This is a genomic window from Qipengyuania aestuarii, assembly GCF_019711535.1.
GTDB classification, from domain to species: domain Bacteria; phylum Pseudomonadota; class Alphaproteobacteria; order Sphingomonadales; family Sphingomonadaceae; genus Qipengyuania; species Qipengyuania aestuarii.
The window spans coordinates 635,148-661,035 of record NZ_JAIGNP010000002.1 but is presented as its reverse complement, the minus strand read 5'-3'; the positions used below and the strand labels follow the sequence as shown (position 1 = coordinate 661,035).

The window sequence follows — 25,888 nt, the reverse complement described above, 5'->3', positions numbered from 1 at the left end:
CATGACAGACAAGCGCGACTTGCTCATCCTCGGCGGCGGCCTCGTCGGCACCACACTGGCGCTGGCGGCGGCGAAACAGGGGCTTTCGAGCCACCTCGTCGACCGGGCCGATCCGGCCGATCTCACTGCGGAGGGCTTCGACGGCCGCGCCTCGGCGATTTCGACGGCGAGCTGGCGCCTCTTCCGCAATATCGGCCTGGCCGAAACGCTGGAGCCGCATGGCTGCCCGATCGAAGCGATCGCGGTGGTGGACCAGATGAAACCGGGCCGCATCGATTTCCGCCCCGAACCGCACGAAGGTTCGCTGGGCCGCATGTTCGCCAATCGCCAGCTGCGCATCGCGCTCTACGATGCTGCGAAAAACGAACCGCTGATTGCCATGCACGCGCCGGTCGAAGTGGTAGAGCGCCACCGCGATGCCTTTACCGTCAGCGCGACGCTGGCAGACGGCACGGTGCTCGAAGCCGATCTCCTGATCGGTGCCGAAGGCCGCGGTTCGCCCACGCGCGAGGACGCCGAGCTGAAAATGGCGAGCTGGGATTATTCGCACCGTGCGATCATCACCGGGCTCAACCATTCCAAGCCGCACGACGGCGTGGCGTGGGAGATCTTCTACCAGGACGGGCCCTTTGCCCTGCTCCCCATGCTCGACGGTCCGGCGGGCGAGCATCGCAGCGCGCTGGTATGGACGGTGGATGACAAGGATGCCGCCGGCGTCCTGAAGATGGGCGACCGCGCCTTTCTCGCCGAAGTGGAAAAGCGGATGGGCACCATCCTGGGCAAGCTTTCCCTGAACAGCGGGCGTTCTTCCTATCCGCTCAGCTTCCAGCATACGGTGCGGATCGTGGACCAGCGCATGGCGCTGATCGGCGACAGCGCACATGGGATGCATCCGATTGCGGGCCAGGGCCTCAATCTCGGCCTGCGCGACGTTGGCGCGCTGGTCGAAGTGCTGGGCGATGCCCGCAGGCTGGGCCTCGATCTGGGCGATGCGCAGGTGCTCGAACGCTATGAAAAGTGGCGCGCGCTCGATTCCGTAATGGTGATGGGCGCAACCGACACGCTGACACGCATTTTCGGCGTCCCCGGCAAGACCGCCAGCGCCGTGCGGCGGCTGGGCATGGCCGGGGTCCAGCGGACCGGGTGGCTCAAGAAGTTCTTTATGGACGAAGCGCGCGGCGTTTCGGGAGACGTTCCAGAGCTGATGAAGGGCTGAGGCCTATTCTTCCGCCGGGCTCGGCTGCGATATGCGATTGCCCGCGCCATCGCGCAGGCGGCGCGGCTCCAGCACGGCAGCGGTTTCGATCAGGTCCAGCGCCCGCTGCGTCGCGGCATAGCGTTCGGCATCGCGCAGCCACCCTTGGGCATTGCGCGCGCCGGGCATATTGCGCACTTCGGCGATGGCGGAACTGGTCCGCCCGCTCATCAGGAACAGCCGCGCGCGCTCGATACGCATTTCCGGCTGGGGAGATGGCGCGCTTTCGCGGCGGACGGTGAACAGGGCGCCGAGTTCCTCGGTAAAGCGTTCGAACCCGCCGCGCTGGTCACCCGACTGGAGCTGCGGCGACAGCCCGTCTAGGCGGGCGGTAAGCTGATCGAGCGTCACCGGATCGCGCGAGAATGTCAGGATCGTGTTGACGGCGTTGGGCAAGGCATCGCCGAAACGCAGCCGCAACTGATCGGCAAGATAACCAAGCTGCGCACCCTTATCGATAGCGCGCCGGATGGCGAAAGCGATCAGCAGCCCTTCGGACCGCGCGGCATTGCCGGCAGCGGCCTGCGCCTGCAGATCGAGCCGGGCCAGACGCTGTTCGGCGGCGGCCAGCCGCTGGTCGATCCCGCCCTGCTGTTCGGCCATCTGCTCGACCGTATCGGCGGCCTGGGCACGCTCGGCGGCGCTGGGCATGGGGGTTGGTGATCCGGTTGCGCGCGGTTCTTCGGCGACAGTCTGCGCCAGCTGCTGGGCCGGCTCCGTGCCGTCCTGGGGCGCGCGGTCGCGCCACGCGAAATAGCCGACTGCGCCCGCGCCCAGCGCGAAAGACGCCACCACGGCCAGTAACACAGGCTTCACGCTGCTGCGACGTGCGCGCCGATTAGTCGAAAAATCGTCCATTCCGCTCCAATTCGCGAACCCCGCTCAGCCTTGGCACAAACCCTGCGCCATGGCCAGTAGCTCGGCATCGAGCGGCTGGGGCGCGGTGTGTACGGCCTCCCAGCCCTTGCCCGCCATACCCGCTATGCGCGGGCCGAGCGCGGCCACGGTAATGGTCTTGCGATCGATGCCCAGCCGGTCGCATTCATCGACAAGACGGCCAGCCGCCTCGCCCGAATGCAGCAGCGCCACCCCGCCCTGTTCGCGCAGCAGCTTGCTGACCGAAGGCGACATCTGCAGCGCCCGTGTCCGGTAGACCACGCGGGTATCGATCTCGATCCCCTTGGGCCGGTCCAGATCGATCATCTTCTGGCCGGCAAGCCGCAGGAAGCGAAGTTCGCGCCCGGCAATTTCGTCGAGCACGTTCTGGAGCCCGCCCTTGCCGGTCTTCGTGACCATGAAGCCTTTTTCGCGCGCGCCTTCCGCTGTTGCCTCGCCCACCGCATAGACCGGCAGGCCGGCAAGCTTGTCCAGCCCCGCCCCGCCGTGCCGGAAGACGTTCGAACTGCCTACCAGCAGTGCATCGTATTCCTTGCGGTCGGGCGCGCTCCATTCGACCGGTTCGACCTTGAACAGCGGGCAGCCATAGGCATCGAAGCCCGCCGCATCGGCAGTCTGCAGCGTAACGCGCAGGCCCGGTTCGGGGCGGAAGACGAACAGCGGCCGGGTCATGCCGCGCCGCCGAAGTGCACCGCGACATGCTCTGGCGCTTCGGCCAGCAGATCGCGCGCCAATTGCCGTGCGCCGTCGAGATCGCGGGGCGCGAAACGGCCTTCGCGCGTAATGCGGATCGCGCCATCGGGGCTGTAGATGGCGGCTTGCAGGTGCAGCACGTCGCCTTCGCGCCGGGTCAGCGCGGCGATGGGGCTGTGGCAGGTGCCGCCCAACCCTTCGAGCAGCGCGCGTTCGAGCATGACTTCCTCGTTGCTGGGGCCGTGGTCGATGGCGGCAAGTATCTCGCGCGCCTGATCGTCGCCCGCGCGGCATTCGAGGCCGATGGCCGCCTGTGCCGGAGCGGGCAGCCATTCTTCGGGATCGAGCCTCGTACCGACCGAATTTTCGCCCAGCCGCGCCAGCCCGGCGGCAGCCAGGAAAGTCGCGTCGGCATCGCCTGCATTGAGTTTCGCCATACGCGTGGCGACATTGCCCCTGATGCCGACCACTTCAAGATCCGGGCGGGCATTCAGCAATTGTGCGGCACGGCGCGGCGCGCTGGTGCCGACGCGGGCGCCCTGCGGAATGGCTTCGAGCGAGCTTGCGCCCAGCAGCACATCCGCCTTGTCCGCGCGCGGCAGGATCGCGCCGATCGCGATTTCCGCAGGGCGGATCGTCTCCACGTCTTTCATCGAATGGACTGCCGCATCGATCCGGCCTTCCGCGAGCCAGATGTCGAGCTCGCGCGTCCACAGCGCCTTGCCTCCGATATCGGCCAGCGGGCGGTCCTGGATCTTGTCGCCGCTGGCGATCACCGGGACCAGTTCGACGCGGTTTTCATCCCAGCCATGCGCGGCGCACAACCGGGCGCGCGCCTCGTGCGCTTGCGCCATGGCAAGCGGCGAGCGGCGGGTTCCAAGGCGGAAGGGAGCGGGTGCTGGCGTTCTGTCTGACATGGCGCGCGCTTGCCCTAGCGAGCGATAACGCTAAGGGAAAGCGCAATGACACTGGTTCTGGGCATAGAAAGTTCCTGCGACGAAACCGCCGTGGCCGTGGTCGATGGTGATCGGCGCATCGTGGCGCAGCGCATCGCCTCGCAGGATGAAGAACACGCGCCCTTCGGCGGCGTGGTCCCCGAAATCGCCGCGCGTGCCCATGCCGAACGGCTCGCCCCCATGATCGAGGCCGTGCTGGGCGATGCCGATGTCGCGCTGGGAGATCTGGACGGGATCGCCGCCACCGCCGGACCCGGCCTGATCGGCGGCGTGATGGTCGGTCTCGTCAGTGCCAAGGCGCTGGCCATGGCGAGCAATGTCCCGCTAATCGCGGTCAACCATCTGGAAGGCCATGCGCTGAGCCCGCGTCTGGCCGATGGCGAGCTCAACTTTCCCTACGCCTTGCTGCTGGTTTCGGGCGGGCACTGCCAGATCCTGCGGGTTGACGGCGTGGGAGGCTATCGCCGCCTTGCCACCACGATCGACGATGCGCTTGGCGAAGCTTTCGACAAGACCGCCAAGATCCTCGGCCTCGGCTTTCCCGGCGGGCCTGCCGTGGAACGCGCGGCGAAGGAAGGCGATGCGAAAGCCGTACCCCTGCCCCGACCGATGGTCGGCAGCGGCGAACCGCATTTCAGCTTTGCCGGACTGAAAAGCGCCGTGCTGCGCGCCCATGAGAGCGGCAAGTACAAGTCCGAAGACATCGCCGCGAGCTTTCAGCAGGCGGCGATCGATTGCGTGGTCGACCGGCTGCGGATCGCGCTGGCGGAGATGCAGGATTGCGAGACCCTGGTGGTGGCAGGCGGCGTGGCGGCTAACGCTTCCGTGCGCGCGGCGCTGGAAGAACTCGCGGAAAAGCACGGTATGCGCTTCACCGCGCCGCCGCCCAAGCTGTGTACCGATAATGCGGCGATGATCGCATGGGCGGGGATCGAACGGCTGGGGCTACCCGATTTCGCAGGTGATCCGCTCGACATCTCGGCCCGGCCGCGCTGGCCGCTCGATGCCGGGGCGGAACCGGTGCGCGGGGCAGGAGTGAAGGCATGAAGACGGGTGTTCTTGGCGCAGGCGCATGGGGCACGGCGCTGGCGCAGATGGTGGCGAGCGACGGCAGCGACGTGCTGCTGTGGGCGCGCGAGGCTGCGCTGATGCAGGAAATCAATTCGAGCCGGACCAATTCGACCTATCTGCCCGGCGCGGCACTTGCGCCAAGTATTCGCGCGACGGACGACCTTGCCGAAATGGCCGGTCTGGATACACTGCTGGTGGTCACTCCGGCGCAGCATATGGGCGGCGTGCTCGAAGCCATGCCCGGCCACCCGCGCGACCTGATCCTGTGTTCCAAAGGGATCGAGGCCGGGTCGGGCCGGCTGATGAACCAAGTCGCCCGCGACACGGCGCCCGGCAGCGAGATTGCCGTGCTTTCCGGCCCGACCTTCGCCCATGAAGTTGCCGGCGGCCTGCCCGCCGCCGTGACCCTCGCCTGCAGCGGCGGCAAGGCGCAGTGGAAGCGCATCTCTCCCGCCATCGCGCGGCAGGCTTTCCGTCCTTACTATTCGGACGATGTGACCGGCGCGGAAATCGGCGGCGCGGTGAAGAACGTCCTCGCCATCGCCTGCGGCGTGGTCGACGGGCTGCAGCTTGGCCAGAATGCCCGCGCTGCGCTGATCGCGCGCGGCTATGCCGAAATGCTGCGCTTTGGCGAGGAAAAGGGCGCGCGGGCGGAAACGCTCACCGGCCTGTGCGGGCTGGGCGATCTCGTCCTCACCTGCTCCTCCACCTCCAGCCGCAATTTCTCGCTCGGCAAGGCGCTAGGCGAAGGCCAGAGCGCGCAGGACCTCATGGCCGACCGCCGCACGGTCGCCGAAGGCGCGCATACCGCGCCGGTGCTGGTGGAACTCGCGGCGCGCCACGGGATCGCCATGCCGATCGTCACGGCGGTCTACGATTTGCTGCGCGGGGATGATCCGCGCGAAGTCGTGCAGGGCCTGCTTGCCCGTCCGCTGAAGGCCGAACAGGAAGCCGCCGGGTGACAGAAGCCACCAATGACGAAGACCTGTCCGCTCTCGCCAAGGGCGGCAAGCAGAACGTCCTCGGCTTCCTGCTGCGGCTGCTGGCGCGCATCCCATTCCTTTTTATCGCGGGCCGCCTCTACGGTCTTGATGCCACGGGGCGCTTCGCCTCCGCGCTGGTGGTGGTCGAACTGACGGCGCTGATCTGCGCCATGGGCGAAAAGCGCGGCCTCGCCCAGCGGCTGTCCGATGGCGAAAAATACCATCCCGCCAATCTCGTCTATGACGGGATGCTGCTGGCGCTGCTGTTTTCCGGGATCGCTGCCGCCTTCTTCTGGCTGGTCCCTGCCCCGCTTTTCCCGAGCGGCGAAAATACCGAGCTCGACCGGCTGATAGTGCTGGCCATTCCCGGCTATGCGCTGACCGAAATCGTGCTCGCCGCGCAGGCCTATAAATACGATATTGCCACCACCGTTCGCGCGCGGGCGATCGTGGAGCCCTGGACCATCTCGATCGCTGCGGGCGCGTTCTATTTCGTGCCCGTGCTGTCTGAATCGGGCCTGTCGATGGCCTATCTCGTCTCGATCTATGCGGGCCTGGCCACCGGGCTATGGGCCTTCTTCCGCAGCTATGGGAAGCCGCTGGGCTGGCGGCCCAGCCCCAATTACATGGGCAAGATCGTGCTGCGCGCCCTGCCGCTGGCCACCGCCGACGCGATCGAATGGGGCACACGCCGGGTCGACGTCTTCATCCTCGGCCTGTTCGCCGCGCCTTCTGCCGTCGGCGTGTATTACATGGCACAGCAGGTCGCCAGCCTGCCGCAGAAACTGAAGACCAGCTTCGAGCCCATCCTTGGCCCGGTCATCACCAAGAACCTCAAGACCAAGAATTACGCGGCCATCGCCAAGCAGGTCTGCCAGGTGGGCTTCTGGATCATCGCCGCGCAGGCGGGTATCGGCCTTGCGCTGGGCGTTCCCGGCGAAGCGATCATGGGTCTGTTCGGGCCGGATGCCGTGGGCGGCACCGGCGCGCTCGCTTTATTGCTGCTGGCCGAAGTGGTGGCCGCGACCGCCGTCGTTTCGGAAGCCGTGCTGGTCTATGTCGCACGGGTCCGCAATCTGTGGATCTCGATTGCCACGATCGCCTTGCAGGCCGTGCTCACCATCATCCTTATCAAGGTGGTCATGGCTTACGGCTATGGCGAGCCGTTCAAGGCAGCCGCCGCAGCCATGGCGTTGATGATCGCGCTCGGCGTGGCCAGCCTGGTTAAAGCGCTGCTGCTGACCAAAATCCTTGGCCACGGGATCAACAACTGGCGCTGGGCGCTCGTTTATGCTGCCGCGCCGGCGACGCTGGTGGGCTATCTGGTGACCTATCTGCCCGAATGGGCCGAACTGGCGCTGGGTGTCCCCGCAATCCTGGCGACCTATGGCTATGTGATCTGGAAGCGCGGCTTCGGCCCGGAAGATCGCGTCCTTTTCAGTCGAAAAAAGGCCAAATCGGGCGACGAGACGCTGCCCGACCAGCAAGCCTGACAATCTAAAATTTCCATCATCATGTCAGCCACTTATCGTGGTTTGCAGCGCTGTGCGCTGCGCCGATCATGCAACGCCAATTGACTCTTGCCCTATTTTAGCCACAATTAAGCCATCAATTCGCCTTAATTTATGAGATAACATCACTGCTTGGGGAAATGGTTATGGAGAGGAAGGCAATGGATAACCGGACAAGATTCGTGGGGGGTGCCATGTCCCTTCTCGCAACATCCTCCATGATTTTCGCGATCGCGGGATGCTCGCAGGATGGTGACGCCGAAATAGAGCATGTCACCACCCTCGACATCGCCGAACCGGCTTACGCCCCCGCCGCGATCGAACAGGCGGAAATGGTGGCGGAAAGCCGCTACGCTCCCGGCGTGCCTTCGGCGGGTATGGCGTCCGATCTCTTTATCAATCGGGATGAGAACCGCGAACGCTATGCCGGGGAAGATGTCTCGGCAATCAGGATTGCGGCGAACGAGCCGGTTTCCACCTTCTCGGTGGATGTGGACACGGGCGCCTATGCCAACACCCGCCGGTTTCTCACCTCCGGTGCGCTGCCTCCGGAATCGGCGGTGCGGACCGAAGAACTGATCAATTATTTCCGCTATGACTATCCGCGGCCGACCGATCGCAGCAAACCTTTCTCGGTCACGCTCGATGCCGCCGCCAGCCCCTGGAATCCGGCAGCACGGCTCGTGCGCATCGGTCTGCGCGGGTACGATCTGCCGCGCGCCGAGCGCCCGGCGGCCAATCTGGTTTTCCTGGTCGATGTGTCCGGGTCGATGAACGACCAGGACAAGCTGCCGCTGGTCAAGCAGGCGCTCTCTGGCCTCACGCGGGAAATCTCGCCGCGGGACAAAGTATCCATCGTGACTTATGTCGGCACCACCGGGGTTCTGCTGGAACCGACGAGCAATCCTGCCGAAATCCGCGCGGCACTGGCGCAATTGCGGTCGGGCGGCTCGACAGCGGGCGCAGCCGGTCTGGATCTCGCCTATGCCATGGCCAAGAAGGGTTTCATAAAAGGCGGCGTGAACCGCGTGATCCTGGCGACCGACGGCGATTTCAATGTCGGCATCTACGACACCGATGCCCTGATCCAGAAGATCAAGAAGCAGCGCGATAGCGGTGTGACCCTGACCACGCTGGGCTTCGGCACCGGCAATTACAACGAGGCGATGATGGAACAGATCGCCAATTACGGGAACGGCAATTACGCCTACATCGATACGCCGATGGAAGCCCGGAAGGTCCTGCGCGACGAAATGAGCTCCACGCTCTTCACCATCGCCAAGGATGTGAAAATCCAGATCGAATTCAATCCTTCGGTGGTCAGCCAGTATCGCCTGATCGGCTATGAAAACCGCGCCCTTCGCGAAGAGGATTTCGCCAATGACGCCGTGGACGCAGGCGATATTGGTGCCGGGCATCAGGTGACGGCCATCTATGAAGTGATCCCGGCAGGGGCCAAGGGATGGGTTTTGGACCGGCGGTATCAGGCTGCGGCAAAAACCACGCCCGGCGTTCACGCTTCCGAGGCGGCATTCGTACAGCTGCGCTACAAACTGCCTGATGGGCAAAAATCGCGCCTGCTCCAATATCGCCTGCCCGCATCCGCACTGAACACGCGCCAGGCACCCCGCGGCGATTTTGCCTTCGCCGCCTCGGTTGCGGCCTATGGGCAAAAGCTGCGCGGTGACACGCTGCTGGCGGGCTATAGCTGGGACGCGGTGGAAGGTCTGGCCGGCAGGCAGGACGAATATCTGCGCCAGGAATATCTGGCACTGGTGGAAACGGCGGCGTCCCTGAACTGATTGCGCTGAACTGATTGCCAATCGAGCCTTGGCAGGCCCGTTGGCGCGCGGCTATGAGCCGGGCATGTCTGCGCGTACGATCATCGCCCTGGGGGCTCTGCTGGTGATGGCGATCGGGTCCGTGTCCTTCTTCTCGGACCGGGCCGCTCGCATGGCGCAGGGACTGTCTGCCCGCGCAGATGCGGCCTTGTCGCGGCAGGATCTGGGTGTGGTGGAAGTCGATTTCGCCAGCAGCACCGGATCGCCCTCGCGCCATCCGCTGCTTTCGGGCGGGGAAGACCTCAGCGACGAGGAGCGGACCCGCGCCGCGCAGGTCGTCGCCTCCATCCCCGGCGTGGGCGGGGTCTCGTGGGTCGATGGCACTGTCAATGCCGCCGGCAGCGAACCGACCTACGAACCGCTACATTGCCAGGAGGATGTCGACGGACTGCTGCGCACGCGCACCATCCGTTTCCAGGAGGCCAGCACCGCGCTGGTCCCGGCCAGCCGCATGCTGCTGGACGAGGTGGCGGAGGCGCTGGAGCCCTGTTCCGGCGCGATCATCGCTGTCACCGGCCATACCGACAAGTCCGGCAACGAAGCCGACAATGTCGCTCTCAGCATGGACCGCGCCCGGGTCGTGCGCGAAGCCTTGGTGCGCCGCGGTATCCCGCGCGACAGCCTGCGCGCACGCGGTTACGGATCGAGCCGCCCGGTAGCCAGCCTGACGGCAGAGGATCCCGCCAACCGCCGCATCGAATTTTCCGTCATCCGGATGGAACCGCTCACACCCACACCGGTCGACACGCCGGGGCCGCGGTGACAGGAGTAACCGATGCCCATCTGGTTTGAAGTCATCGCCCTGATGCTGGTCGCCTATCTGATCGGCCTGACCATCGGTTTCACCCTCTGGGGCCGCGGGCAGGTGGCTGAGATTGAGGACACGAAGGAAGCACCATGAATCAATTGCTCGCCGAATATTGGTATCTGCTGGCCATCGCGCTGGTCATCGGGCTCGTCGTCGCCTGGTATCTGTTCCGCAGCACCCGCCGCACCAAGGTCACCGGGGCGAGCCGGGGCGATGTGCTCGACGAAGGCGCACAGAAGGCCCAGCGCAACTCCGCGCTGGTCGATGCACCGCCCGCCGCCGCGCGCGATCCGCAGCCCGTCGCCACGCCCACCGGTCTTGCCGGTAGCGGCGCGGCCGTAGCTGCCAGCGCCGAGGTGGGACAGGTCGGCGTATCGTCCGCCAGCCCCAAGCCGGTCGGCGCCGGGACCGACGATCTGACCAGCATCAAGGGTGTCGGCCCGAAGCTTGCCGCTCGCCTTCACGAACTGGGCATCACCTCCTTCTCCGAGATCGCGTCCTGGAACGAGGCCGATATCGACCGGATCGACGCCGAACTCGGCCGCTTCCAGGGCCGTATCCGGCGCGATGACTGGGTCGGTCAGGCAGGCCTTCTGGCTACAGGCGATACTGCCGAATTCCAGAACCGCTACGGAGCCGGCGCCTAGAAAAGCGGGAATTTCGGGAACCTCGCTCTGCTCCGACCATTATATCACCTTGGGTCGGAGCAAAACGAGGAGGCTGAATGGTACAGTCGAAGCCGTTACGCGTGCTGGTCGCGGAAGATGAAGCGATCATCGGGATCGACCTTTGCGACACCGTTTCCGAAGCCGGCTACATCGTGGAAGGTCCCTTCGTGGACCTGTCGAGCGCCATGCTCGCCTATCAGAAGACCAAACCCGATGTCGCCATCCTCGATGTCCAGCTGGGCGACGGGATCGTCTATCCACTGGCAGAACAGATGATGGCGGAAGACGTGCAGGTCATTTTCCACTCCGGCCAGCTCACGCCCGATGAAGTGGCGATCCGCTTTCCCCGCGCGCAAACACTTGCGAAGCCCTGCCCTCCTGCCGAAGTCATTCACTCGGTCGAACGCGCCATTCAGTACAACTGATCCGATTGCGCCGGGTACGCCCAGACGCGCTCGGAACAGTTGGCCTCCTGTATCCATTCCTTGAAGCGAACCCTCCAAGGAAAGGAAGCCCATGTCTCTGCAGAAGATGATCGATACCCACCCGCAGGTGAAAGACGAAACCGAAGAGCTCATCCTCGCCGCGCGTCACGCGATGCTGTGCTCGCTCTTCTGCACCAGCTGCGCCGATGCCTGCGTCGCCGAAGATGGCGATATGGCGCAGTGCATCCGTTACTGCCTCGATTGCGCCGACGTTTGCGCCGGGACAGCCCGGCTGGCCGTGCGCCGCACCGCGCAGAACATCGACGTGCTTCGCGCCCAGCTCGAACTTTGCATCAAGGCCTGCGAAACCTGCGCCGAGGAATGCGAGAAGCATGACGATCCGCATTGCGAGATGTGCGCCAAGATGTGCCGCGAATGTGCCGATGACTGCCGCAAGGCCCTTCCCCTCGTCAAGTAAGGCCCCCGGTACATTTAAAGCGCGGCGCAAGCGGGACGGGGCGGCACCTTCGTCGCCCCTTCCCCGCCGCCACGCGAATTTTCTGACGCCTTGACGCCAGCTCGTGCTAGGCGAATTTGAACCGGTGGCCGGGGCAGGTCGGGCTTAGAATAGCGCCTCTTGCGCGCCCTGCGCCGCTCTGCCATCGGCAAATAAAGTTACAAAGGAGACCACATGGCTGGAATGGTGCCGTTCGACTGGCAGGATCCCTTCAACCTCGACGAGCAGCTGACCGAGGAAGAGCGGATGATCCGCGACGCTGCGCATGGTTTTGCGCAAGGCGAACTCCAGCCCCGCGTGATCGAGGCGTTTTCCCAGGAAAAGGATGCGCCCGAACTCTTCCCCATGATGGGTGAAGCGGGCCTGCTCGGCGCGACCATTCCCGAAGAGTTCGGCGGCGCCGGCGCGGGCTATGTCGCCTACGGCCTGATCGCTCGCGAAATCGAACGGGTCGACAGCGGCTATCGTTCGATGGCCTCGGTCCAGTCCAGTCTCGTGATGTATCCGATCCACGCCTATGGTTCGGACGACCAGCGCAGGAAGTACCTCCCCGGTCTCGCCAGCGGCCAGCTGATCGGCTGCTTCGGCCTGACCGAACCCGACGCCGGAAGCGATCCGGCAGGCATGAAAACCACCGCCAAGAAGGTGGATGGCGGCTATGTCCTCAACGGCTCCAAGACCTGGATTTCCAATTCCCCCTTTGCCGATGTCTTCGTCGTCTGGGCGAAGAGTGAGGAACATGGCGGCGCCATTCGCGGCTTCGTGCTCGAAAAGGGCATGAAGGGCCTTTCCGCGCCCAAGATCGAAGGCAAGATTTCGCTGCGTGCCAGCACCACGGGCATGATCGTGATGGACGAAGTGGAAGTAGGCGAAGACGCCCTGCTTCCCAATGTCGAAGGGCTCAAGGGTCCTTTCGGCTGTCTCAACCGCGCCCGTTACGGCATCAGCTGGGGCGCGATGGGGGCTGCCGAATTCTGCATGCATGCCGCGCGCCAATACGGTCTCGACCGCCAGCAGTTCGGCGTGCCGCTGGCCTCCAAGCAGCTCTATCAGCTCAAGCTGGCAGACATGCTGACCGAAATCTCTCTCGGTCTGCAGGCGAGCCTTCGCGTTGGCCGCCTGATGGATGAGGGCAAGTTTGCGCCCGACATGATTTCGGTGGTCAAGCGCAACAATGTCGGCAAGGCGCTCCACATTGCGCGGCAGGCGCGTGACATGCACGGCGGCAACGGTATTTCGGAAGAATATCAGGTCATTCGCCACATGGTGAACCTCGAAACGGTCAATACCTATGAAGGCACCCATGATGTCCACGCGCTGATCCTGGGCCGCGCCATCACGGGAATTCCGGCATTTTGACAGGACAATTGCCATCGCGCGCCGGCAAGGCGGAAACGGCGGTCCAGCACCCGGGCATGTTGATGGTTCGGGACCATGGATTGCCGCACCGCTATGCCGCTTGCGCGGATGGTTCAAGAACCCTTTCCTACATTCGGGCCGCCTGTCACACAGGCCAGATGACTCGCTTCCAACAGCCTGACACTTGCGCTTTTCAGGGAAAAACTGCCTCCGGAGTTATTTCCCTCAGGACCGTGCTCCATGTGCTCCATCCTGTAGGATTTGCTTTATGATCCGCCTTCACGGCTACTACCGCAGCTCGACCAGCTACCGCCTTCGCATCGCGCTTGAACTCAAGGGGCTGGATTACGAATACGTGCCTGTGAACCTGCTCGAGAGCGAGCAGAAGGGCGCTGCCTTCACCAGCCGTAATCCGTTCGGTTCGGTCCCGCTGCTGGAAGCTGGCGGCATGGACCGCGTACAGTCGATGGCGCAGATCGAATGGCTCGACGAAGCCTATACCGACCGGCCGCTGCTGCCCACCGATCTCGACGATCGCTATGTCGCGCGCGAACTGGCCTATGCCATCGCCACCGAACTGCACGCGCCGCTCAACCTGCCGGTGCTGAAATATCTGTCGAACGAATACGGCAAGTCGCAGGAAGAGATCGGTGTGTGGTATCGCCACTGGCTCGCCCGCACGCTCGATCCGCTGGAGCAGCGCCTCGCACAGCTGGGCACCGGCGACTTCCTGTTCGATTCCCCCGGCTTCTTCGAAGTCTGCCTGCTGCCCCAAGTCTATAACGCCCGGCGGTTCGAGTTCGATTTCGGCGACAAGCCGCATATCGAGCGGATCGAACGCGCCTGCCTGGCATTACCTGAATTCCAGCGCGCCCATCCGGACGCGCAGCCCGACAATCCTGACAACAGTTAAGAGAGAGGACTTCCATGAAACTCGCCACGCTCAAGGACGGAACCCGCGACGGCAAGCTGGTCGTCGTCTCCAAGGACCTCACCCGCTATTGCGCCGCCGACAACATCGCTCCCACGCTCCAGCATGCGCTGGACAATTGGGATGCGGTCGCTCCCAGGCTGGAAGCGCTTTACACCGATGTGGAGCACGAAGCCGTGCCGACCGAGCGGTTCCACGAACGCGAAGCGCATTCGCCGCTGCCCCGCGCCTATCAGTGGGCCGACGGTTCGGCCTACATCAATCACGTCGAACTGGTGCGCAAGGCGCGCGGTGCCGAGGTGCCGGAGAGCTTCTACCACGATCCGCTGATGTACCAGGGCGGCAGCGACGGCTTCCTCGCCCCGCGTGACGATATCCCGCTGAAAGACACCAAGTGGGGCTGCGACATGGAAGGCGAGATTGCAGTCGTTACCGACGATGTGCCCATGGGCGTGTCGAGCGACGAAGCCGCCAGCCACATCAAGCTGGTGATGCTGGTGAACGACGTCAGCCTGCGCGGCCTGATCCCGGGCGAACTGGCCAAGGGCTTCGGCTTCTTCCAGTCCAAGCCTGCCAGCGCCTTCAGCCCGGTCGCGGTCACACCCGATGAGCTTGGCGATGCATGGAAGGGCAGCGTCATCCACCTGCCGCTGATGGTGGATTACAACGGAAAACCCTTCGGCCGCGCCAATGCCGGGGTCGATGCCACCTTCAGCCTTGCCGACCTCGTGGCACATGCCGCAAAAACCCGCGATCTGGGCGCCGGCACGATCATCGGATCGGGCACGGTGTCGAACCAGGGCCCCGATGGCGATCCCGGCAAGCCGGTGGCCGAAGGCGGTCTCGGCTATAGCTGCATTGCCGAAATCCGCATGATCGAAACCATCGCCGAAGGCGAAGCCAAGACCCGCTTCATGGCCCCGGGCGATACCGTCCGCGTGGAGATGAAGGATGCGGAAGGTCATTCGATCTTCGGCGCGATCGAGCAGAAGGTGGTGGAGGCCTGAGTAGCAGGCCCGCACTCGCGCTTCTTCTCGACCAATCACGCGGGCCGGTGGGGACCCGTCGACTGAGGTCTGTTCGATGGACTTTCTGGATACCCAGGCGACCTTCCTCCTCGTCGGCGTTCTGCTGCTGACCACGGTTCTTGCGGGCAGCGTCTCGAGCCGCTTCGGCCTGCCCGCGCTTATCGGCTTCCTCGGCCTTGGCATGCTGGCGGGGATCGATGGCCCGGGCGGGATAGACTTCGAGAACTTCGCGCTCGCCCAGGCGATCGGGATGGCATCGCTGGTGTTCATCCTCTTCTCGGGCGGGCTCGACACTGATCTGAAGGATGTGCGGCGGGTTGCCGCGCCCGCCTTGATCATGGCATCCTTGGGCGTCCTCATCAGCGCGGGCATCGTGGCAGGTGCGGCCGTCCTGCTGCTCGATATCGCCCCGCCCCAAGCCGCCCTGCTGGGCGCGATCATCGCCTCGACCGATGCAGCTGCGGTGTTCGCAATCCTGCGGTCGACCGGGCTTGATCTTCATGGCGATGTGCCCGCACTGATCGAGGTGGAATCGGGCTCCAACGATCCCATGGCCATCTTCCTGGTTGGTGCCGTCCTGCTATTCATCGCCGAACCTTCCGCCTCTCCGCTGACGCTGGTGCCGGAATTCCTCGTGCAGATGATCATGGGCGCAATCGTCGGAATCGCGGTCGGCTTCGCCATGCCTGCGCTGCTGAAACGCGGCGGCTACCGTCAGGGCGGACTCGCCTTCGTGATTTCGATTGCCGCCGCGCTCATCGCCTTCGGCGCTGCCGAGCTGTTTTCGGGCAATGGCTTTCTCGCTGCCTATCTTGCGGGGCTGGTCGCAGGCAGTCGATCCTATGCCGCGAAACGCACGGTCTCTACCTTTCAGGACGGCATGGCGTGGCTGGCGCAGGTTGCCATGTTCCTGACGCTGGGCTTGCTCGTCACTCCATCGCAGCTTGGGCCGGTCCTCGTGCCGGGGCTTGCCATAACGGCGATCCTCATGTTCATCGCCCGGCCCGTGAGCGTTTTTCTCTGCCTTGCCCCGTTTCGCCAGTTCGCCTGGCGATCCAAGCTGTTCGTTTCCTGGGCGGGCCTGCGCGGTGCCGTCCCCATAGTCCTGGCCACATTTCCGATTGTGGCCGGTGTCGAGGGGGCATTCGCGATCTTCAACGTGGTCTTCTTCGTGGTCCTGCTGTCGAGCGTGATCCAGGGTCCGACCATCAATTGGGTCGCTCAACGCCTCGCGATCGCCGATCATGAAAATCGCGCCTCGCAAAGACTAGGTCGAAGCGCCGAGGCACAGTCATGACGACCGCATCGCCGCGGAGAAGCCGCAAGCGTCTTTTCATAGCCCTGCTCCTCGCCCTCCTGATCGGTGTACCGATGCTCGCCACGAGTCCCTCACCCTGGGTGGACGAAAAGCGGGCGGCGACCGGCGATCAGGTGGCCGCTGCGAAGGGCCTGGCGCAACAAGCCCGGTCCAGTCGGGAAACCGGCAAGCCCGTTACCCTGACTCTCGGCAATACCGAACTGGCGGCACTGTCAGCCATGGCGACACAGGGGGCTGCCCCGGCCCGTATCCACGCTGGGGTCGAAGACGGCACGCTAACTCTCACCGGCAGCCGCCCGATCCTGTGGCGCTGGCTCAACATAAGGGCGCGTGCACGCGGCACCAGCGAAGGCATGCCCGGCTGGAATATCGAGGTCGGATCGATTCCACTCCCAGGATGGCTGTCGGACTGGGGGCTGGAGCAATTGCAGGAGCGCTATCTTGGCGCTGAAACCGCATTGCCGCCTCTCGACAAAATCCTGCGGGAACTCGCCATCAGCCGTGAAACCGTCGCCGCCAAGGTCCTGATGCCGAAAGAGAGCTTGTTGGTGCAAGCCGCGGCAACCGGCAGAGCGACACTCGATGAGCATGCCATTGCCGCTCTGTATTGCGATCTCGTCCAAATGCAGGTCGCGGAACCGGAAGCGTCCCTGGCAGCGCATATCCGCCGGGCGCTCGCCGCAAGTGAGGCAAGCCCCGAAGGCCATCGCACGGCGATCATGGCCTTGGCGCTTATCACCGCAACGCCGGAGAAGGTTCACCTAGCCGCCGGAAATCAGGCTCTCGAGGCCTGTTCGCCGCCCGCGAACATGGCTCCCATCCTGCTTCACGGGAGAGCCGACTGGGCTATGCACTGGACCCTGTCGGCGGCGCTCGAGACGACAACCGGCAACCGGTTGGGCACGCTGATCGGCGAATGGAAGGAGCTGGCAGACACCAAGGCCGGTGTCGCTATGCTGGCGCCTGAAGATCCGAGCGGCTTTTCCTTCGTCGACCTTGCCAGCGACCGCGCCGGCCTGCTCACTGCGCGGCGCCTGACTGATCCGCAGACCCTCGACAAGGCGCGCGCAAAGCTGATGCGAGGTGACGAAAATACTCTGCTTCCCGCCGAGGCCCTGAAACTGAGCGACGGCCTCACCGATGCCGAATTCGCTGCCCGCTACGGTGCGCTCGACGATCCGCGCTATGCCGCCAAGGTGAAGGAAATCGATGCAATGTTGCGCCGGGGAGGGATCGAGTAATCCTCTCCCACGGCGCTAGCTCAGATAGAGCGGGCGATCACCATCTTCATGATCTCGTTTGAACCGCCGAAAATCCGTGTGATGCGGCTGTCGCGGAACATGCGGGCGATGGGATAGTCGTTAATGTAACCGGCCCCGCCGTGAAGTTGCAGGCATTTGTCGACCACCTCTCCCTGCAATTCCGTGACCCAGTATTTGGCCATACATGCAGTGGGCACGTCGAGCTTGCCGTCCAGATGCTTGGCGATGCAATCGTTCACGAAAATCCGCGCGGCTGTGCCCCGAGCCTTGAGATCCGCCAGGGTGAACTGCGTGTTCTGGAAATCCCAGATCGTCTTGCCGAAAGCCTTGCGGTCCTTGACGTAAGCCACCGTTTCTTCGAGCGCGCGTTCTATCGTGGTCATGGCGCCCATGGCAATGATCAGGCGTTCTTGGGGCAATTCGCCCATCAACTGGTAGAAGCCCTGCCCTTCCACGCCGCCCAGCACCGCGTCGGACGGCACGAATACGTCATCGAAGAACAGCTCCGACGTGTCCTGTGCATCCAGCCCCACCTTGTCGAGTTTCTTGCCGCGCTGGAAACCTTCTGCCTCTTCCGTTTCCAAAAGCATCAGGGAAATGCCCTTGGCGCGTTCCTTCGGATCGGTCTTGGCGACGACGATGATGAAATCCGCAGTCTGGCCGTTCGAGATGTATGTCTTGGCCCCATTGATGCGATAGCCATTACCGTCTTTGAGCGCAGTCGTGGTGATCGACTGGAGATCGGAGCCCACTCCCGGTTCTGTCATGGCGATGGCACTGACGAGTTCACCGGTTACGAGCTTGGGCAGGTACTTCTTCTTCTGCTGCTCCGTTCCGTGACGGACCAGATATGGCAGGATGACGGTGTTATGCAGACTCGCCGAAAAACCCTCCACGCCGTGCTTGCCCTGCTGATCGATCACGACCATCTCGTGTCGGAAGTCACCGCCATGGCCGCCGTATTCCTCTGGCACGGATGAGCCGAGCAAACCGGCTTCGCCAGCCTCGCGCCAGAATTCGCGTTCGACCTGGCCATCCTCTCGCCATTTCAGCACGCGCTTTTCCGGGGCGTGCTTCTCGTAGAACTTGCCCACTGCGTCGGCGAAGATCGAGATTTCCTCGTCCTCCATAAAGGCGGGTTGCGGTACGTCGATCACGCCCATGTTACTTGCCTTTCCAGTTCGGGGTTCGCTTTTCCGCGAAGGCGGCGGCGCCTTCGCGGGCATCTTCCGACATGAAGACCGGCCCGATGAGCTGGGCCTGCTTGTCGTAACGCTCATCCATCGCCCAGCCGCGCGAATCCTTCACGATCTGCTTGGACACGCGCACGGCCAGCGGGCCATTGGCGGCGATGCGCCTGGCCAGCTCTTTTGCCTCGTCCAGTGCCGAACCCTCGGTAACGCGATTGATAAGCCCGAGCTCGTAGGCGCGATCGGCGCCGATAAATTCGCCGGTCAGCGCCAGCTCCATGGCGATCCGTTCGGGGATCTGGTCGGGTAGCATCAGCACCCCGCCCGCCGCCGCGACGAGGCCTCGCTTGACCTCGGGAATACCGAATTTGGCGTCCCGATGCGCCACAACGAGATCGCAGGCGATCATCAGTTCGAGACCGCCGGCCAGCGCATAGCCTTCGACCGCCGCGATCAGGGGTTTCTTCGGCGGAGCCTGAACGACGCCGCCGAATCCGCGACCTTCGATGCTGGGCGACTCTCCGCGCAGGAAGCCCTTGAGATCCATTCCGGAGCAGAAGGTGCCCCCGGCACCAGTAAGGATGCCGACCCGAAGCCCATCATCTTCATCCAAACGGTCCATGGCGGCGGCGATGCCCTCGGCGGCGGCTTTGCTCATCGCGTTCTTGGCGTCGGGGCGGTTGATGGTGACGATCAGGACGCCGTCATCGACCTCGGTCAGGACCTCATCGGACATTCGCTCTCTCCATTGCGTTTTGAAACTGTTCTTGCTCCCTAGCTGCGGGACGCTTACGCAAACGTCAACCGGCATTTGCCGCAATAATCGATTAACGAGAGGATCATGCCATGGGCGAAGCTTACATTATCGACGTCGTCCGGACGCCGCGCGGGATCGGAAAAAAGGGCAAAGGCGCGCTTGCCGCGATGCATCCGCAGCATCTTGCCGCCACGGTGCTGAAGGCGATCAGGGACCGCAATGGGCTCGATACGGCGACAGTCGACGACGTGATCTGGTCCGTCAGTACGCAGGACGGAATGCAGGCCGGCGACCTTGGCCGGATGGCCGCGCTCGATGCGGGGTATGACATCACGTCGTCAGGGACGACTCTCGACCGGTTCTGCGGCGGCGGAATTACCTCGGTGGCGCTGGCCGCCGCGCAGGTGATGAGCGGCATGGAAGATTGCGTGGTCGCAGGCGGAACCGAGATGATGAGCCTGACCGCAGAGCTCGCCAAGGAGAAGATGGCCGCCGGGCTGAAACCGCCGATGATGGGCAGCTACAATGCGCGCCTGCAGGCCATCCATCCGCAGAGCCATCAGGGCGTATGCGGAGACGCCATCGCCAGCATGGAAGGATTTACCCGCGAGGAACTGGACGAAGTCGGTTACCGCAGCCAGCAGCGCGCCGCGGCCGCCATCGCAGAAGGACGGTTCGACAAATCGCTGGTCCCGGTCACCGATGACGATGGCAATGTGCTGCTCGACAAGGAGGAATTCCCCCGCCCGCAGACCACGATGGAAGGGCTGGCCGAGCTGGAGCCAGCATTCGCCAAGATCGCCCACATCCCGCTCGACAAGAAAGGCACCACCTTCGCCGGGCTGGTGAATGCGAAATACCCCGATCTGAAAATCGAACATTTCCACCATGCGGGCAACAGTTCGGGGGTTGTCGACGGGGCGGCAGCGGTCCTGGTGACGTCCAAGGACTATGCCCAGGCGCACGGGCTCAAACCGCGCGCCCGCATCGTGGCCACCGCCAATATGGGCGATGACCCTACCCTGATGCTCAACGCGCCCGTTCCCGCGGCGAAAAAGGTGCTCGAGAAGGCCGGCCTGACCACCGATGACATCGACCTTTACGAAATCAACGAAGCCTTTGCAGTGGTGGCGGCCAAATTCGTTCGCGACCTGTCCCTGGATTGGGACAAGGTGAATGTGAACGGCGGCTCGATCGCATTGGGGCACCCCATTGGCGCCACCGGATCCATCCTGATCGGCACGATGGTGGACGAACTGGAGCGCCAGCAGAAGCGGTTTGGCCTCGTCACCATGTGTGCCGCCGGCGGCATGGCCCCCGCCATCATCATCGAACGGGTCGAGGACTTCGTCGACTGATCCTGTCCAGGCTCCTGCCGCCTATTTCAGCGGCAGGATCTGGCTGATAATGTGATCGGCCGCTTCTTCGGGGCTCATCGACACTGTGTTGACCCGGATTTCCGGGTCTTCCGGTTCCTCATAGGGGCTATCGATGCCAGTGAAGTTCTTGAGCTTGCCTTCGCGCGCCTTGCGATACAGCCCCTTCACATCGCGTGCCTCGGCGACATCGAGAGGGGTGTCCACATGGATCTCGATGAATTCGCCCTCGCCCATCATGTCGCGCACGAGCTGACGGTCCGCGCGGAACGGGCTGATGAAAGCAGTCAGCACGATCAGCCCTGCATCGGTCATCAGCTTGGCGACTTCGCCGATCCGCCGGATATTCTCGATCCGGTCGCTTTCCGTAAAGCCGAGGTCCTTGTTGAGACCGTGCCGCACATTGTCGCCATCGAGCAGGAAGGTGTGCCGGTTCATGATCGCCAGCTTCTTCTCAACCTCGTTCGCAATCGTCGATTTGCCCGATCCGGACAGCCCAGTGAACCATAGCACGCGCGGCTTCTGATTTTTCATCGCGGCGTGATCGTCCCGCGTGATATCGACCGCCTGCCAGTGGACATTCTGGGCGCGCCGAAGGCTGAAATGCAGCATCCCCGCACCGACCGTCCGGTTGGAAATCTTGTCGATCAGGATAAACCCGCCAAGCGCCCGGTTTTCGGTATAGGGTTCGAACACGATCTGGCGATCGGTGGTGATCTCGCTGACGCCGATGGAATTCAGGTTGAGCGTCTTTGCCGCAAGATGCTGCATCGTGTTGACGTTGATCTCGTACTTCGGCTCGGAAACCGTCACGCTGACCATCTGCGTACCCAGCTTCATCCAGTAGGCACGACCTACCACCAGCGGAGCCTCGTCCATCCAGACCAGCGTGGATTCGAACTGGTCGGCTACTTCCGGAGGACTGTCCGCAGCGGCCAGCACATCCCCCCGCGAGCAATCGATTTCATCATCGAGCGTGATGGTGACGGACTGACCGGCCACCGCCTCGTCCAGATCGCCCGCCATCGTCACCACGGATTTGACCGTGCTCGTCTTGCCCGATGGGAGCGAGCGAACCGTGTCCCCCGGCTTCACCCGACCGCTGGCGATCAGGCCGGAGAAACCGCGGAAGTCGAGATTTGGCCGATTTACCCACTGGACGGGCATGCGAAACGGCCTGGCCATGTTTTCATCAAGACGGACCTCGACGCTTTCGAGATGGTCCATCAGCGTCGGCCCATCGTACCAGGCGGTGTTGTCCGATTTGCTGGTTATATTGTCGCCTGCGAGCCCGGAGATCGGGATGGCGGTAAAGCCTTCGATGCCGATGCTTTCCGCAAAAGCGCGATAATCGGCGATGATCGCGTCATATTTCGCCTGATCGTAATCGATCAGATCCATCTTATTCACCGCCAGCACCAGATTCTTGATGCCCAGCTGGTGGCACAGGAAACTGTGGCGCTTGGTCTGGACCAGCACACCCTTGCGCGCATCGATCAGAATGCAGGCGAGATCGGCCGTGGACGCGCCCGTGACCATATTGCGGGTATATTGTTCATGCCCCGGGCAATCGGCGACGATGAATTTGCGGCTCTCGGTCGAGAAGAAGCGATAGGCTACATCGATGGTGATGCCCTGTTCGCGCTCGGCGGCGAGGCCGTCGACCAGAAGCGCGAAATCAATGTCCTGCCCCTGTGTGCCGACCCGCTTGCTGTCGTTTTCCAGCGCGGCCAGCTGGTCTTCGAAGATCATCTTGCTGTCGTAGAGAAGGCGCCCGATCAACGTCGACTTGCCATCGTCCACGCTGCCACAGGTGATGAAACGCAGCATCGTCTTGTGCTGGTGCTTCTCGAGATAGGCGTCGATGTCCTCGGTGATGAGGGCGTCGGTCTGATAAATGGGATCGGTCATCAGAAGTAGCCCTCCTGCTTCTTCTTCTCCATCGAGGCATCGCCGCCGTCCTTGTCGATCACGCGGCCCTGTCTTTCCGAAGTGGTGGTGAGCAACATTTCCTGAATGATCTCGGGCAGCGTCGCCGCCTCGCTTTCGACTGCGCCGGTCAGCGGGAAGCAGCCCAGCGTGCGGAAGCGGATCGAGCGCTCGGTGATTTCCGGACGCCTGCCCATGACCTTTTCGAGCCGGTCGATATCGTCTGCCATGAAAAGGCCGCCTTCATATTCGAAGGTCGGCCGCACGGCGGAGAAGTACAGCGGCACGATCTCGATATTTTCGAGATGGATGTATTGCCAGATGTCGAGCTCGGTCCAGTTGGACAGCGGGAAGACGCGGATGCTTTCCCCCTTCTTCTTCTTGGCGTTGTAGAGGTTCCACAACTCCGGACGCTGCGCCTTGGGATCCCATCCGTGGGTGGACGTACGGAAGGAGAATATCCGTTCCTTCGCGCGGCTCTTTTCCTCGTCCCGGCGCGCGCCGCCGAAAGCGGCATCGAAGCCGTATTTGTCGAGCGCCTGCTTCAGCCCCTGCGTCTTCCACATATCGGTATGGAGCGGCCCGTGGTCGAAGGGGTTGATGCCCAGTTCCTGTGCTTCGGGGTTCTGGTGGACGAGCAGTTCCATGCCCGCCTCCTCAGCGCTTCGTTCACGCAGCGCGTACATTTCCTGAAACTTCCAGGTCGTGTCGACGTGAAGCAGCGGGAATGGCGGGGGCGAAGGATAGAAGGCCTTCTTGGCAAGATGCAGCATCACGGCGCTATCCTTGCCGATCGAATAGAGCATCACGGGCTTTTCCGCTTCCGACACCACTTCGCGCATGATGTGGATGCTCTCGGCTTCGAGCCTCTGCAGATGGGTAAGGGTCATGAAATCGCGGTTTCCGGCTGAACTTTCTCGGGACCATCGAGAGATTGCAGCCGGGATGATTGCACGCAAGCGGCGAACACTCACCCACCGAAAAGGAAAGTTTTCAATGTCCCAGGATGGTTCAGAGAGGGGCCGGAGTACGGTGTTTGCAGGCATGTCGCCAGCCAGAGTTGGGACGAGCGCAGTCGACCGTACTTGAGCAGACATGAAAATGGGCGACCGGATCGCTCCAGCCGCCCAAAGAAAACGTCACTCAGCCGATCGTATTAGTCGGGCGTATCCTGACCGGCATCTTCTGAAGTCGTCGGCGCGGATGTCGCTTCACCCTGCACAACTTCGCCGGACTGGAAGATCGGCCCCTCGCTTGGCAACGGGGCGGTTGCCGCAGGCTGATTACCAACGCCGAGCTGATCGGTGGCAATAATTATAGGTGCCTGTGAGGCGGTGTCTGCCGCCGCTGGATCGGTCGCCGGCATGGAGCCCACGACAGTCTGGCCCGGTTGTACCGTTGCAGTGGGATCCAGAGGATTGGTGTACCCCTGCACCGTGGTTGTTACCGCAGCGGGCGGGCCATATTCCGAATCCCAGGCGGCCAGATTAACGCGGTACTGCTCGTAAGCCCGGAAGAAATCCTCGAACGCATTCTCGATCCGCGGCAGTGCTGTCGAGGCGAAAAGGTCGAGCTGACTTGGCTCGACCGTAAGCGCCTCGTTGCTGATCGCGAACGCGACATCGCAGAACGCGTCCTGCGCCGGGGGAAGCGCAAAATAATTGTAGACCTGGGTCATGTAGGAATCCTGCACGTCCCGGTAGGTCGAACCGTAGCGCTGGCGAAATTCGCTCTGCAACGCGCGGTTGGTGGCGGAGAGCTCTTTCGCGTTGCGTTTGAGGAAGGCGCCGTAATTGTCGACCAGCCCCGTGTATTTGAGATCCTGGCAGTTGAGGGCGGCCACATTGAGGGCCGAACGCAGATTCCACGTAGTCTGGGCGGGAGTAAGCCCGGCATTGACCGTCTGGCGCACGCCGCTGGCCGCGACCATCGGAATGGGCATGCTGGTCGTCGCCCCCATCGGTGGCGTGGGGCGCGGTGGGATGACAACGGGCGGCGGAGGCGGCGGCGGTGGAGGCGGCGGAGGCGGCGGCGTGGTACAGGCGGCAATGGCGCCCAGAGCTGCGGCCAATGCTGCGATACGGATGGATTGTGTTGAAATGCGGCTCACGGCGACGCCGACCCTCCTCAAAGACTATGTAACACCATCGCCCGACTATGATTGATGGGGGATGAAGCAGAGAACCTCTTAGCGTGTTGAGGACGCAAAGAAAATGCCAGGAGCGAGAGTTTCGCCCCGGGCATCGATTTCAGTCCGAAGACCGCGTTCGTCAGACGATCGCTTATTCGCGATTACCAAGGAACTGCAGCAGGAACATGAACAGGTTGATGAAGTCGAGGTAGAGGCTGAACGCGCCCATGACGACCGCCTTGCCTGCATATTCCGTTCCGCGAACGTAGGAATATTCGGTCTTCAGGCGCTGCGTATCATAGGCCGTGAAGCCCGCGAAGATCAGCACGCCGAGGATGTTGATCACGAGACCCATCGCGCCCGACTGGAAGAAGAAGGCGTTGAGCAGCATGGCGACGATGATGCCGACGAGGCCCATCACGAGGAAGCTGCCCCAGCCCGAAAGGTTCTTCTTGGTCGTATATCCGAACAGGCTCAGTCCGGCGAAAGCAGCTGCCGCAGCGAAGAACGCCGACGCGATCGATTCACCGGTATAGGTCATGAAGATGGTCGACATCGACATGCCGAACAACACCGCGAACGACCAGAACATCGCCTGAAGTGCGGTCTTCGAGAAGCGCTGCACGCCGCCAAAGCTCAGGACCAGGATGAAGGCCAGCGGGGCTAGCGAGATGATCCAGCCCAGGCCGGTTGGCTGCGTGGCGCGGCCATAGGGGGTCTGAACCACGTTAAACGCGACGTCGAACAAAGGCGAATTGACGAACAGCATGGCGACGATGCCGGTCAGCAAGACGCCCGAAGCCATCATGTTGTAGATCGACAGCATATGCTTGCGCAGCCCTGCGTCGAACGTAACGCCGCGGGCTGCCGGATCGCCAGCGCGCGGAACGGACGTCATGTCCGGCCTGCGATCTGTTTCGTTCCAGTTGGCCATTTTTTCAAAAACTCCCATGCGCGGAAACGAACCCGCCCCCGCTTCTGA

26 protein-coding genes are annotated in these 25,888 nt (G+C 63.2%); 17 read left to right on the top strand and 9 right to left on the bottom strand.

Annotation, left to right across the window (positions count from 1 at the left end; all coding sequences use genetic code 11):
* The first annotated feature begins 1 nt into the window (after position 1).
* Complete coding sequence (locus K3175_RS08325) at positions 2-1,216, top strand: FAD-dependent monooxygenase (protein ID WP_221542889.1); 1,215 nt, start codon at positions 2-4, stop codon at positions 1,214-1,216.
* Positions 1,217-1,219: 3 nt separating this feature from the next.
* Here the strand turns inward: K3175_RS08325 and K3175_RS08320 are convergent, their stop codons facing one another.
* From K3175_RS08320 to hemC, 3 genes are read right to left on the bottom strand one after another with little or no spacing between them, the layout of a single operon-like run.
* On the bottom strand, positions 1,220-2,113 hold the full coding sequence (locus K3175_RS08320; RefSeq protein ID WP_221542888.1) for an MICOS complex subunit MIC60: 894 nt from the start codon (positions 2,111-2,113) through the stop codon (positions 1,220-1,222).
* 24 nt (positions 2,114-2,137) lie between these two features.
* Complete coding sequence (locus K3175_RS08315; RefSeq protein WP_221542887.1) at positions 2,138-2,824, bottom strand: uroporphyrinogen-III synthase; 687 nt, start codon at positions 2,822-2,824, stop codon at positions 2,138-2,140.
* On the bottom strand, positions 2,821-3,762 hold the full coding sequence (gene hemC / locus K3175_RS08310) for a hydroxymethylbilane synthase (RefSeq protein WP_221542886.1): 942 nt from the start codon (positions 3,760-3,762) through the stop codon (positions 2,821-2,823). The genes K3175_RS08315 and hemC overlap by 4 nt, the downstream gene beginning before the upstream one ends.
* 45 nt (positions 3,763-3,807) lie before the next feature.
* Here hemC and tsaD point away from each other — a divergent pair, with 45 nt between their 5' ends.
* From tsaD to K3175_RS08240, 14 genes are all read left to right on the top strand, one after another.
* Positions 3,808-4,848: a tRNA (adenosine(37)-N6)-threonylcarbamoyltransferase complex transferase subunit TsaD gene (gene tsaD, locus K3175_RS08305; RefSeq protein ID WP_221542885.1), complete on the top strand. Its 1,041-nt coding sequence runs from the start codon at positions 3,808-3,810 to the stop codon at positions 4,846-4,848.
* Entirely contained in the window at positions 4,845-5,834 is a 990-nt protein-coding gene (locus K3175_RS08300; RefSeq protein WP_221542884.1) for an NAD(P)H-dependent glycerol-3-phosphate dehydrogenase, read from the top strand. The genes tsaD and K3175_RS08300 overlap by 4 nt, the downstream gene beginning before the upstream one ends.
* Positions 5,831-7,348, top strand: coding sequence for a lipopolysaccharide biosynthesis protein (locus K3175_RS08295; protein ID WP_221542883.1), 1,518 nt, complete (start codon positions 5,831-5,833; stop codon positions 7,346-7,348). The genes K3175_RS08300 and K3175_RS08295 overlap by 4 nt, the downstream gene beginning before the upstream one ends.
* Positions 7,349-7,584: 236 nt before the next feature.
* Positions 7,585-9,168 (top strand): vWA domain-containing protein, encoded by a 1,584-nt coding sequence (locus K3175_RS08290; protein ID WP_247710788.1) that lies wholly within the window; start codon positions 7,585-7,587, stop codon positions 9,166-9,168.
* 64 nt (positions 9,169-9,232) lie between these two features.
* Positions 9,233-9,970 carry an OmpA family protein gene (locus K3175_RS08285; RefSeq protein ID WP_221542881.1) on the top strand — a complete coding sequence of 246 codons (738 nt, stop codon included), beginning with the start codon at positions 9,233-9,235 and terminating at the stop codon, positions 9,968-9,970.
* 12 nt (positions 9,971-9,982) lie between these two features.
* Positions 9,983-10,108: a DNA-directed RNA polymerase subunit beta gene (locus K3175_RS08280; protein ID WP_221542880.1), complete on the top strand. Its 126-nt coding sequence runs from the start codon at positions 9,983-9,985 to the stop codon at positions 10,106-10,108.
* Entirely contained in the window at positions 10,105-10,662 is a 558-nt protein-coding gene (locus K3175_RS08275) for a helix-hairpin-helix domain-containing protein (RefSeq protein ID WP_221542879.1), read from the top strand. Before K3175_RS08280 ends, K3175_RS08275 begins: the two co-directional genes overlap by 4 nt.
* A gap of 77 nt (positions 10,663-10,739) precedes the next feature.
* Complete coding sequence (locus K3175_RS08270; RefSeq protein WP_247710787.1) at positions 10,740-11,108, top strand: response regulator; 369 nt, start codon at positions 10,740-10,742, stop codon at positions 11,106-11,108.
* Between the two features lie 91 nt (positions 11,109-11,199).
* On the top strand, positions 11,200-11,586 hold the full coding sequence (locus K3175_RS08265; protein WP_221542878.1) for a four-helix bundle copper-binding protein: 387 nt from the start codon (positions 11,200-11,202) through the stop codon (positions 11,584-11,586).
* A gap of 213 nt (positions 11,587-11,799) precedes the next feature.
* Positions 11,800-12,984: an acyl-CoA dehydrogenase gene (locus K3175_RS08260; RefSeq protein ID WP_221542877.1), complete on the top strand. Its 1,185-nt coding sequence runs from the start codon at positions 11,800-11,802 to the stop codon at positions 12,982-12,984.
* Between the two features lie 271 nt (positions 12,985-13,255).
* Positions 13,256-13,897: a maleylacetoacetate isomerase gene (maiA, locus tag K3175_RS08255; protein WP_221543185.1), complete on the top strand. Its 642-nt coding sequence runs from the start codon at positions 13,256-13,258 to the stop codon at positions 13,895-13,897.
* A gap of 14 nt (positions 13,898-13,911) precedes the next feature.
* Positions 13,912-14,922, top strand: a complete 1,011-nt coding sequence (locus K3175_RS08250) for a fumarylacetoacetate hydrolase family protein (RefSeq protein ID WP_221542876.1) — start codon at positions 13,912-13,914, stop codon at positions 14,920-14,922.
* A gap of 76 nt (positions 14,923-14,998) precedes the next feature.
* Positions 14,999-16,240, top strand: a complete 1,242-nt coding sequence (locus K3175_RS08245) for a potassium/proton antiporter (protein ID WP_221542875.1) — start codon at positions 14,999-15,001, stop codon at positions 16,238-16,240.
* Complete coding sequence (locus K3175_RS08240) at positions 16,237-17,502, top strand: hypothetical protein (protein WP_221542874.1); 1,266 nt, start codon at positions 16,237-16,239, stop codon at positions 17,500-17,502. The genes K3175_RS08245 and K3175_RS08240 overlap by 4 nt, the downstream gene beginning before the upstream one ends.
* A 20-nt stretch (positions 17,503-17,522) precedes the next feature.
* On the opposite strand, the gene K3175_RS08235 is transcribed toward K3175_RS08240, so the two are convergent.
* Together K3175_RS08235 and K3175_RS08230 are read right to left on the bottom strand one after the other, a co-directional pair.
* Complete coding sequence (locus K3175_RS08235; protein ID WP_221542873.1) at positions 17,523-18,686, bottom strand: acyl-CoA dehydrogenase family protein; 1,164 nt, start codon at positions 18,684-18,686, stop codon at positions 17,523-17,525.
* A 1-nt stretch (position 18,687) separates the two neighbouring features.
* A complete protein-coding gene (locus tag K3175_RS08230; protein ID WP_221542872.1) occupies positions 18,688-19,449 on the bottom strand; it encodes a crotonase/enoyl-CoA hydratase family protein in 762 nt (253 codons plus the stop codon).
* Between the two features lie 110 nt (positions 19,450-19,559).
* Between K3175_RS08230 and K3175_RS08225 the strand changes: the two genes are divergently transcribed.
* Positions 19,560-20,828 (top strand): acetyl-CoA C-acetyltransferase, encoded by a 1,269-nt coding sequence (locus K3175_RS08225; RefSeq protein WP_221542871.1) that lies wholly within the window; start codon positions 19,560-19,562, stop codon positions 20,826-20,828.
* A 21-nt stretch (positions 20,829-20,849) separates the two neighbouring features.
* Here the strand turns inward: K3175_RS08225 and cysN are convergent, their stop codons facing one another.
* The 3 genes from cysN to K3175_RS08210 form a co-directional block, all read right to left on the bottom strand.
* Positions 20,850-22,757: a sulfate adenylyltransferase subunit CysN gene (gene cysN / locus K3175_RS08220; protein WP_221542870.1), complete on the bottom strand. Its 1,908-nt coding sequence runs from the start codon at positions 22,755-22,757 to the stop codon at positions 20,850-20,852.
* Positions 22,757-23,821, bottom strand: a complete 1,065-nt coding sequence (gene cysD, locus K3175_RS08215; RefSeq protein ID WP_282098256.1) for a sulfate adenylyltransferase subunit CysD — start codon at positions 23,819-23,821, stop codon at positions 22,757-22,759. Before cysD ends, cysN begins: the two co-directional genes overlap by 1 nt.
* 110 nt (positions 23,822-23,931) lie before the next feature.
* Positions 23,932-24,717 (bottom strand): hypothetical protein, encoded by a 786-nt coding sequence (locus K3175_RS08210; protein WP_221542868.1) that lies wholly within the window; start codon positions 24,715-24,717, stop codon positions 23,932-23,934.
* On the opposite strand from K3175_RS08210, the gene K3175_RS08205 reads away from it, so the two are divergent.
* Positions 24,710-24,940, top strand: coding sequence for a hypothetical protein (locus tag K3175_RS08205; protein ID WP_221542867.1), 231 nt, complete (start codon positions 24,710-24,712; stop codon positions 24,938-24,940). The two genes, K3175_RS08210 and K3175_RS08205, sit on opposite strands and share 8 nt — an antisense overlap.
* A 117-nt stretch (positions 24,941-25,057) precedes the next feature.
* On the opposite strand, the gene K3175_RS08200 is transcribed toward K3175_RS08205, so the two are convergent.
* Complete coding sequence (locus K3175_RS08200; RefSeq protein WP_221543184.1) at positions 25,058-25,840, bottom strand: Bax inhibitor-1/YccA family protein; 783 nt, start codon at positions 25,838-25,840, stop codon at positions 25,058-25,060.
* Positions 25,841-25,888 lie beyond the last annotated feature (48 nt).